Source organism: Microbacterium sp. Bi128, from assembly GCF_918698205.1.
The window spans coordinates 1-9,433 of record NZ_CAKKMM010000141.1 but is presented as its reverse complement, the minus strand read 5'-3'; the positions used below and the strand labels follow the sequence as shown (position 1 = coordinate 9,433).

Here is a 9,433-nt window from a genome sequence, read left to right as displayed (position 1 = left end):
GAGATCCGCAAGGAAAGCAAGCTGGGCCGCGTGTACTACCCGGCGCCGTACCTGACGAACGACAACCTGGAGTACTACCAGGACGCGTACGAGATCGGCTACGAGAAGGTCATCGACACCTACGCCGCTGCCACGCAGCACGTGGACCAGGGCCTGTCGCTGACGCTGTTCTTCAAGGACACCGTCACCACGCGCGACATCAACAAGGCCCAGATCTATGCCTGGAAGAAGGGCATCAAGACGATCTACTACATTCGCCTCCGGCAGCTGGCGCTCGAGGGCACCGACATGACCGAGTGCGTCTCGTGCATGCTCTGATCCGCTGATCACGATTTCTTATTGAGGACACCATGGCTGAGAAGCTGCAGTTGCTGAACCACGTTCAGGCCATCAACTGGAACCGCATCCAGGACGACAAGGACCTCGAGGTCTGGAACCGTCTCGTCAACAACTTCTGGCTGCCCGAGAAGGTGCCGCTGTCCAACGACATCCAGTCGTGGAACACGCTGACGCCCGACGAGCAGACGCTGACGATGCGCGTGTTCACGGGTCTGACGCTGCTCGACACGATTCAGGGCACCGTCGGGGCGGTCTCGCTCATCCCCGATGCGATCACCCCGCACGAGGAGGCGGTGTACACCAACATCGCGTTCATGGAGTCGGTGCACGCCAAGAGCTACTCGTCGATCTTCTCGACGCTGTGCTCGACGAAGGAGATCGACGAGGCGTTCCGCTGGTCGACCGAGAACGAGTTCCTTCAGAAGAAGGCGCACATCGTCATGGACTACTACCGTGGCGACGACCCGCTCAAGCGCAAGGTCGCTTCCACGCTGCTGGAGTCGTTCCTGTTCTACTCGGGCTTCTACCTGCCGATGCACTGGTCGAGCCGCGCCAAGCTCACCAACACGGCAGACCTGATCCGCCTCATCATTCGCGACGAGGCCGTGCACGGGTACTACATCGGCTACAAGTTCCAGCGCGGACTGGAGCAGGTCGACCAGGCCCGCCGCGACGAGATCAAGGACTACACGTTCTCGCTGCTGTACGAGCTGTACGACAACGAGGTGCAGTACACGCAGAGCCTGTACGACTCGGTAGGCCTGAGCGAGGACGTCAAGAAGTTCCTCCACTACAACGCCAACAAGGCGCTGATGAACCTCGGCTACGAGGCGATGTTCCCCGCGTCGGTGACGAACGTGAACCCGGCGATCCTGTCGGCCCTGTCGCCCAACGCCGACGAGAACCACGACTTCTTCTCGGGGTCGGGTTCGTCGTACGTCATCGGCAAGGCCGAGGCGACCGAGGACGACGACTGGGACTTCTGAAATGACTGGCGTCGATATCTCCGTCGCCCCTGCAAGCCTGTTGCTCGCGCCGGATCGTGAACTACCCGTGAACGAGCTTCGCAGCTTGCTTGAGGCTGTGTCGGTGTCTCCGGCGTTGGAGGCGGTGTCGGCTGCGCTTGAGGCTGTGTCGATGGCCCCGGTCGATCCTTCTTCTTGGCAGCCTGTCGCCGCAGTCAGCCTGAGCTAGACCGGCCGTCGGCACTGCGTGTTCATCGGTGCGTCCAGATGAGCGAGCAGCGTGCATGACCAGGCCAATTCCGGTTCGGTCTCGTTCGCGCGAGTAGGCGACGCCTACCCTTGACCCTGTGGTGCGAGAATTCGCTGAGGGAGGCGCAGTGGCCTACTGGGCCGCCGTGGCTCAGATCATTCCTGTGTTGGCCATCCCGCTCGTGATCGAGGCGAGATTAGTTGCGCGCCGCCTGAGCGCTTCTCAGGACGAGTTCTCTCGCCGATCCCGTCGACTCACGTGGGGAGTCGTGTTCTCGATTCTGGCTGTCGGCATGTTCGGGACTGAAGCGGTAGCCGTCACCGCCATCCTGTTCGGCCGAGTGGACGGTTTCGCTTACTGGTTGGCTGTCTACGTGATTCTCGGGGCGCTCTTCGTGGTGTTCACAGTGCCGCTCTCGGCGATTACCAGCACGCTTGTGACCGACATTCTTTGGATCGGTCGAGCCCGACTGCCCTGGGGGCGCCTCAAACGGCTCCGGCGTGATGCAGAGTCGCTCGCGGAAGACGTCCGGCGGAGTCGGCGGCGTAATGCGGACGTACGCTTCAAGCTGCTGATGACACGAGCGCGAACTCTCCTTGCTTCCGGCGATATGGCACGCGCGGTCGTCGGGCGACTCGTCGAAGAGGGTCAACTCCCGGCGAACAAGGCGGAAGAGATCACTTCCGCCGCCATAGGCAGGGCCTTCGAGAAATTTGATGGCTCTTTCTCAGACTCTCAGGGTCAGTACGCTTCGCTGAAGCAAGAGATGGATCTCATTGAGGAACTGCATGACACCACCCTCGCTGCCCTTGAGTTGATAATCGCGCAGACATCAGAGCGTATTCGGACGGGCGCTCCGGCCGGAGACATCGAACAGCTGCGAGCGCGCCTACGGCGCGTATCGGGGGAGTACGAGACTCATGCTGCGCCGTAACCTCACTGCTGATGGATTGGGTGGCTAGTGTTCGCGGGGCATTGCCAGGGGGATCTTGGGAGAACGGACGAGTCGTAGGTTGACTTGCCTCCCCAGACCGACGCGGGACCAATCCTTGGGCTTTGTGGGACGGGCGCTAGGGCGTGTCTTGTAAATGGCGTAGCCAGGCGATGACGGCGTTGAGGACGATTGCTGCGCGGTAGACGATTGCCAACTTGTCGTATCGGGTCGCGAGGCCGCGCCGTTGTTTGAGTCTGCAGAAGCCGCGTTCGATGACGTTGCGGTTGCGGTAGTCGTCCGGGTCGTAGGAGACGGGGCGGCCGCCTCGGGAACCGCGCCGCTTCCGGTGGCCTTGCTGGTCGCGGGGCTCCGGGATCACCGCTCCGATGCCGCGGCTGCGAAGATGGGCGCGGATCGCTCGGGACGAGTACGCCTTGTCGCCGCGCACGCGGTCGGGCCTGGTGCGCGGCCGGCCGACCAGGCGGGCGACGTGGAGCTCGGCCAGCAGGGGCAGGAGCATCGGCGAGTCGCCCGCTTGTCCGGGAGTGACCAATGTCACCAGGGACAGCCCATGGCCCTCGACCAGCTGGTGGACTTCGTGGACAGGCCTCCACGGGAGCGGCCGACACAGTGGTCAGGCGGCTCGAGTCGCGGATTCGTGTAGTTCGACGAAGCCCCCCGTGGTGCGGGTGATGTTCGTCGCGTGCTGATGGGCGCGAGCGATCGTGGAGTCCACTGACACCGACCAGTCCACCGCGCCAGCCCGATCCGCGGCACTCACCAGTCGGTCGAGCACGACATCCCAGGTGCCGTCGGCGGCGAGGCGGCGATGCCAGGCCCACACTGTCTGCCACGGCCCGAACGTGCGGGGCAGATCCCGCCACGCGATCCCGGTCCGGTACCGGTAGACGATGCCCTCGACCATCGTTCGAGCGTCCGCGAACGGACGCCCCTTCCTCCCCGTGGGCCCGGGCAAGAGATCGGCGATCAACGCGAACTGATCATCCGAGAGCAACACGAAACGCGACACCCTACGAGCATCTCAGCCCACACACCAACCAATTACAAGACAGGCCCTAGATGCCTCAACCACACCGGAAGGGACTCAAGCTGACCACCAGCCTGGTCTGCTCTTCCACGAAGAACTCGATGAGATCTTGCTGTCTTCGGCCTCGCCTTGCCTCAGCCGCGGCAGGCGTTCCCTTGAGAAGCTCGTGCTGGTGTGCCGTTCATTCCGACTTTGAGTTCTCTGACCCGCCACGGCCGATGCCGCCGTCGGCGACTGGCGGCGGTGGAGGCGGGGGCGGCGTGTAGCGCGCGGGCTCGATACCGCGTTCATTTACACGGCGGCCTCCGTCGCCGTCGCGACGATCCTTGTCGGTCACGGAGTCATCCTTTCGTTGTGGGGTTGGCGGGCCGAATCCAGATGACGACATCGTCGTCAGCAATTGACAAGAAGACTCCTGCGCCTGGGACAAGCCCATTGAAATTGCCGTCCTTCGTCATCGCATACTGTTGGTCTATATAGATGGCGCGTGCCTCCGGGTACGCGGACATGAACGAGCCGTGGGTGACCCAGCCGCCGATCCAGTCGCCGTTGGCCCGATTGATCTTCACCCAGGAATCTTGGTGTTTTCTAGCTGCGTGATCCCAAGGGCTGGGGGTGTTGCTGTACCCGTGGCGGGAACGGGGAAGGGGGACCCAACGCAGCCGCGAGGACCTCTCCCAGGTGATGTGCTGACGGTTCAGAATCAACGAGAGCATTGCCGGCACCGCCAGGTAGAGCACGAGAACCGTGAGTGCGAGACGTCGTGCATCCGAGACGACCAGGGCGTCAGCGTCGGCTCCAAAAGTAACCCCGACGCCGGGCGCATCCCCAAGCATCAGCACGTAGACGCCGGTCAACGCGAGAGCGAAGACCGAGCCTCGCGCCAAAGATAAGCCGAAATCGCGGTCTTCCGCTGCCTCGCCTCGTGCCCATCTGCGCACCGCGACGAACACCAGGCCGGGCAGCGCAAGAACAACGAAGGTCGCTACGGCGAAGCTACTTTGCAGAACATCCACGGCACTACTCTCCTGACCCGTTGCGCGCCACTATGACTCTGCCACTACCCGTGCCCCGTGCACCTGCAGCGTCCCCCAGATGGCGGAACCAACGCCAGACTGCTCCGCGTCGCGCATCGCGTCTCGCAGGGCGTGCGACGCCGACACGCCGGCACGAAGCCTCTCATGAAGCGCCACCATGAAGTCCACAGTCTCTCGGCAGTCGAGCAATGGTTCAGAGGAGGCAATAACTTCACTAGCACCGGTAGCGAGGAGCATCGCCGGGAAGCCCAGCTGCGCGAACGGGGCGCTTCGAATCGAAGACCCGACGGAACACGCAGAAAGAACGACAGTCGCGCCATCAGCGAAGCGGTGGTGTTCGAGTGCATCGAACGTGAGGATTCCGTGCAGGTACAGCGCGGGTAGGCCGTCCGTATCTGGAACATTTCCATGGCACGCGAGATGGATGACGCGAGCATTCTCCAGCCGTGTCAACACGTGCTCAGAGGTGGTGTTGAGCGTGGGTCGGCGTTCAAGTGATGCACGCGCTTTCGGAGCCCCTGACGCGGGGGAGCGGCCGTAGTCGACGAGGAGATCTGGTGATCGACCGTAGACACCGGCGACAGCAAGCGCTTCGGATTCAACCCAGCCGAGTGCCCCTTCGCCCTCAGCCGGATCAGCCATGACTACCACGGGAGCCTCCGCGGTGCACACACCGCCGTTAGCGGCGACGAGGACGCCAGCGGCGTTGGGTGCAACGGTGACGTCGACCAGCGCGTTGAATCGTGCGCCTTCAACCAGCGCGGTCGCCAGCGGCAATCGTTGGATGATTCCCAGCGGAATGACTGTCACCGCCCTCAAATCCGGCCACCGCTTGAGCAGGGGGCCGACGATGTCATCGCCGATGCGTCGGCGGACCTCGTCGATGAGGCCCGAACGCACGATGAGGTCCGCCGGCGGCAAGTCGCCGACGGCGTTGAGTTGAGCATCGAGCTCCAGAATTGCACGCAAGCCCGCCCGCGGCAGGTCGAGAGAATCCGGCATCTGGCGATAATTCTCTCCACCCGAATATCGGACGGCGGCGCCTCCCGATGCGCCGGAGACCAGATAGACGATGTCTCTACCTGACTCGTGAGCGGCCAACGGCGTTGTGCAACCCGCCGCCGCCGAGAAGGCCAACCACCAGGCGCGGTCGAGCTTGTATGCCTCATCGAGAGCGTTCAACATTGCGCGCCAAGCGGCGGCCGCGTCGCCATTGGTGACGAGAAGTCCGAGCGAGGGGACACCTTCGAGGACCCGCAGCGAGTCGGTCACCCAGGCTGTCATCAACTCGGACAAAGGTTCAGGGTCGGGACCCACCCGTTGACGCTCGGACAACCACGCGCCGGCGGAAAGACTCGCGTGGTACTCCTCGTCAGAAAGCGTTGCGCCCCCGTTGGCAACGATCCCTGTGGCGAAGTCCCATGCTTGACGCACCGCGGGATCCGCGGTCTGAACGAACTGGCGGCCTGCGAAGCCTCCATCGAGGAGCATGTCGCAGAGGGCGCCCAGATGGCTGTACTCCTGCACCTGAGTAACTGCGTAAAGCGCTTGATCCAGGTGCGCGCCTGTCAGTCGGCCAAGCTCCCGCTCGACCGTGGCGTTGATGCCTTCGAAACGCGCGCGGATAGCGAGGACAGCCGCCGCCAGAAAGGCGCCCGACTTCGAGAGCGTTGTCCAATCCTGTGCGCCCGTCGCCAGTTGGATGCTAGGGAGCGAGACGTCCAGGATCGCTGGGGCAGCGTTGGTGGTTGAGGTGATGAGCGGAGTCGATTCTGCCAGGAAGACGAGAAGGTCCCTGCGGATATCCAAGAGATCCCTGCCAGGTTCACCTTGGATGGCGGCGTGTGCCTCAGCCGCGAGTGAAGCAGCGCGCGCTGCGAGCTGCTCTTCGACGCGAGCTTGCTGATCCTGCACGCGACGTTCTCGTGTCTTCCTACCCAACATCGGTTCCCCCGTTGGAGAGTATGCCAGTGCAGGATCGGCCGGAACGTCCGTCTCCTGCCGGCACACCCGCGCCCGCGGATTCCCTCGGGAGTATGGTCTGATCGCGCGTCGGTTCGCTCGGGCCAAGCTCGCGGTTCAGGGGAACCTCGAATCCGCGCCCAACCACCTCCCGCATGAAGGATGAACGAAGATGAGTGCTGATCAGATCAGGAGACAGCTAGAGCGGATACGTGCCCAGCACAACGACGCTGAGCGAAAGGTGGGGGAGTACCAGACACGGGAATCCCAGAAGCGGGCTGATGCATCAAGAGCCCGGTCAGCTGCCGCGCGAGCGACCAGCGCTTCCACGTCCCGCACGAAGAGCAACGAGGCGGATCGACGCGAGAAGGAAGCGGAAGCCGCAGGTAAACAGGCCACGCAGTGGCAACAGAAGGCCACGAAGTACGGCAAAGAAGTTGGCAGACTCCTGCGCGACCTCGACCGTGCCGAGGCTGCGGAGCAGCGAGCTGCTGATCGTAAGCGCGACCGCGAGCAGCAGCTGCGAGATCGTCGTCAGGCCGTGGCTCACACTGCGCTCTCCGCTCGCGTCACCGCCGCAGAGGCGAGCGTGCAAGATCTCCATCAGTCGCTTCCTGCGCCGAAACCGGAGAAGCTTCGTGTTCTCATCCTTACCTCATCAGGCGAGGGAGATCTCCGAGTCGGCCGCGAGGTGAGGCAAATCCGCGGCGCTGTACAGGCGGCTGTGTTGCGCGATTTTGTGGAACTGGACGTGCGCTCCGCTGCCACTCCGAAAGACTTGCTGGACGGCATCATTGAGTTTCGTCCTCACGTGGTCCATTTCTCGGGACACAGCAACGAGTCTTTCGTCGTCTTCGAAGAGGACACGGACGCGCACAATCCGGGGATCGCGATTCCTGCAGGAGTGTTCGCGCGCGCAATGGCAGCCGTCGACACTCCGCCGTCGCTCGTGATTTTCAACTCCTGCAACTCCGCCGAGCAGGCAGCACAGCTCGTCGAAGGTGTCGTCCCTTTCGCCATCGGAATGGCAGACAGCGTTGAGGACGGCGACGCCATCCGTTACGCCGCTCGGTTCTATGGAGCCATCGCCAACGGGCAGTCTGTGGGCGGAGCGCATGAGGTCGCACGCACAGACCTTGAGATGCAAGGCTCCGACCGCGATGATCTGCCTACCCTGCACGCCGGGCCCGGCTACGATCCTCGCGACGCAGCTCTGGTCACGGGCACGGTATAGCGCTTATCGGGCCCGGTTGGCGCTGAAGAGTCAGGGGGCGGGCTACGGCGAACGAACCTGAACGACCAATTCCGTCGCAAGGCGTGAGCTTCGCCCCGGAGATGGTCGCCCGGTTTGAGAGATCCTCCCTGAACAGGAACGCGTTCTGGATCAGGCTGCGAGAAGCGCAGAACAAGGAATGAACAGCAACGCGCCGGTTTGGAGTGCTTTCACCGCACTGGGTTTCTTCGCGCTCACCGTCGATTACGACCCCCGAATCCTGCTGCGCACGCTCCTGACCATCAGCAGAGTCGCCTGACGGTCGGAAAGTTCCTAGCTCTCGAGCGCACAGAAAGGCTCTGCGCCGACGCGGCGTTCGGCGCGCGCGCATTCCTTCTAGCCCTGAACGCACTCTGAACGTTGAGCGCGGACTCGCGACACTGGGCGGATGGACCGCGTCAGCGTGCACGCAGCGGTGGATCAGCCTGGCCACGCCCGCCCTTCCAACCGCCCGAGCAGCACCTCGACCGCCGACCCCTCCATCCCGCGCACCCACCGCTGCGTCGTGGACGCGCGCGACGACACCGTCCGCCCGCGCTCCCCGCCGGAGAGCCGCACCTCGACCTGCCCTGAGGCGACGCTGAGCCCCCGCAGTGCCCCGGCCGCCACCATCGCGGCGAGCGGATCGTGCAGGGCGCAGCGGCGGTCGGGGAAGACGCGGCCCTCGTAGAAGTCCAGATACGCGGGCAGCATCCCGGCCAGCGCCTGCGGCACGGCACCCGGGATCGCTTCGAGGCGCACGAGGTCGGTGGCATCCAGGGTCTGCGTCATCGTGACGTCGAGCGGAACGGCGGTGATGTCCCAGTCCTGCGCGAAGACGACCGCGGCCGACTCGGGGTCGTTGTGGATGTTCGCCTCCGCCCACGCCGTCACGTTGCCGGAGTGGGCGAACGCGCCGCCCATGACGACGAGTCGGTCGAACGCGGCGACGCCGGGAGCCTCGGCGTACGCGGCGAGGTTGGTGAGCGGGCCGAGGGCGAGCACCGTGAGATCCGGATGCCGCGAGGCGAGGTGATCGATGAGTTCGACGGCCGGACGGGCGTCGTGGGCCCGGGCGGCGGCGGCCAAGGCGATCCCGCCGACCCCGTCGTCGCCGTGCACGTGCGGAGCGCCGCCGGCGTAGGCGCGGTCACGGAAGTCGTGCGCACCCACGGCCACGGGGATGTCGTGGACGCCGGCGAGCTCGAACAGCGACAGGGTGTTGGCGGCGGCGCGGGCGGCATCCGTGTTCCCGGAAACGGTCGTGACGCCGACGATCTCGACCGCGGGCTCGGCGAGCAGGTAGGCGAGAGCGAGAGCGTCGTCGATGCCGGTGTCGCAGTCGACGAGGATCGGGCGGCGGGTCATCGGGTCACCCCGTAGGTGTCGAGCGGCTCGAGCGCGGGCTGCGAGGCGTCGTCGGCGACGGCGGCGGCGCCCACGGCGCACGCGCGGGCCAGCGCCTCGGTCTCGTCGTCTCCGCGGAGCAGGCCCACCACCAGCGCGGCGCAGAACGCGTCGCCGGCGCCCACGGTGTTGCGCACCGTCGTGGTCACCCCCGGCGCCGCCGCGACCAGGGCGCCGTGGCGGTACAGCCGCGCCCCCTCGGCGCCGAGAGTGACGCACAGCAGCGGAGCATCGTGCAC

8 protein-coding genes and 2 pseudogenes are annotated in these 9,433 nt (G+C 64.7%); 5 read left to right on the top strand and 5 right to left on the bottom strand.

All coding sequences use genetic code 11. The features are described from left to right. The 4 genes and pseudogenes from LQV45_RS11865 to LQV45_RS11850 form a co-directional block, all read left to right on the top strand. A pseudogene (locus LQV45_RS11865) lies at positions 1-318 on the top strand (ribonucleotide-diphosphate reductase subunit alpha); the annotation flags it as partial. A 32-nt stretch (positions 319-350) separates the two neighbouring features. Beyond that, the gene (nrdF, locus tag LQV45_RS11860; protein ID WP_138178007.1) at positions 351-1,325 is read left to right on the top strand and encodes a class 1b ribonucleoside-diphosphate reductase subunit beta; all 975 of its coding nucleotides are present in this window, start codon (positions 351-353) and stop codon (positions 1,323-1,325) included. A gap of 1 nt (position 1,326) precedes the next feature. Continuing rightward, positions 1,327-1,533: a hypothetical protein gene (locus LQV45_RS11855; protein WP_230007203.1), complete on the top strand. Its 207-nt coding sequence runs from the start codon at positions 1,327-1,329 to the stop codon at positions 1,531-1,533. 148 nt (positions 1,534-1,681) lie between these two features. Further along, positions 1,682-2,488 (top strand): hypothetical protein, encoded by an 807-nt coding sequence (locus tag LQV45_RS11850; protein ID WP_230007202.1) that lies wholly within the window; start codon positions 1,682-1,684, stop codon positions 2,486-2,488. 136 nt (positions 2,489-2,624) lie between these two features. Here LQV45_RS11850 and LQV45_RS11845 read toward each other — a convergent pair. The 3 genes and pseudogenes from LQV45_RS11845 to LQV45_RS11835 form a co-directional block, all read right to left on the bottom strand. Next, positions 2,625-3,518 (bottom strand): annotated as a pseudogene (locus LQV45_RS11845) (IS5 family transposase). 359 nt (positions 3,519-3,877) lie between these two features. Further along, positions 3,878-4,552 carry a DUF6338 family protein gene (locus LQV45_RS11840; protein WP_230007201.1) on the bottom strand — a complete coding sequence of 225 codons (675 nt, stop codon included), beginning with the start codon at positions 4,550-4,552 and terminating at the stop codon, positions 3,878-3,880. Between the two features lie 30 nt (positions 4,553-4,582). Beyond that, the gene (locus LQV45_RS11835; RefSeq protein WP_230007200.1) at positions 4,583-6,487 is read right to left on the bottom strand and encodes a CHAT domain-containing protein; all 1,905 of its coding nucleotides are present in this window, start codon (positions 6,485-6,487) and stop codon (positions 4,583-4,585) included. A gap of 220 nt (positions 6,488-6,707) precedes the next feature. Between LQV45_RS11835 and LQV45_RS11830 the strand changes: the two genes are divergently transcribed. Then, positions 6,708-7,769: a CHAT domain-containing protein gene (locus tag LQV45_RS11830; protein ID WP_230007199.1), complete on the top strand. Its 1,062-nt coding sequence runs from the start codon at positions 6,708-6,710 to the stop codon at positions 7,767-7,769. Between the two features lie 459 nt (positions 7,770-8,228). Here LQV45_RS11830 and LQV45_RS11825 read toward each other — a convergent pair whose 3' ends face one another. Both LQV45_RS11825 and LQV45_RS11820 read right to left on the bottom strand, forming a co-directional pair. After that, positions 8,229-9,155, bottom strand: coding sequence for a nucleoside hydrolase (locus LQV45_RS11825; protein WP_230007198.1), 927 nt, complete (start codon positions 9,153-9,155; stop codon positions 8,229-8,231). Beyond that, on the bottom strand, positions 9,152-9,433 hold a 282-nt coding region (locus LQV45_RS11820), incomplete at its 5' end, for a PfkB family carbohydrate kinase (protein WP_230007197.1). The genes LQV45_RS11825 and LQV45_RS11820, both read right to left, overlap by 4 nt.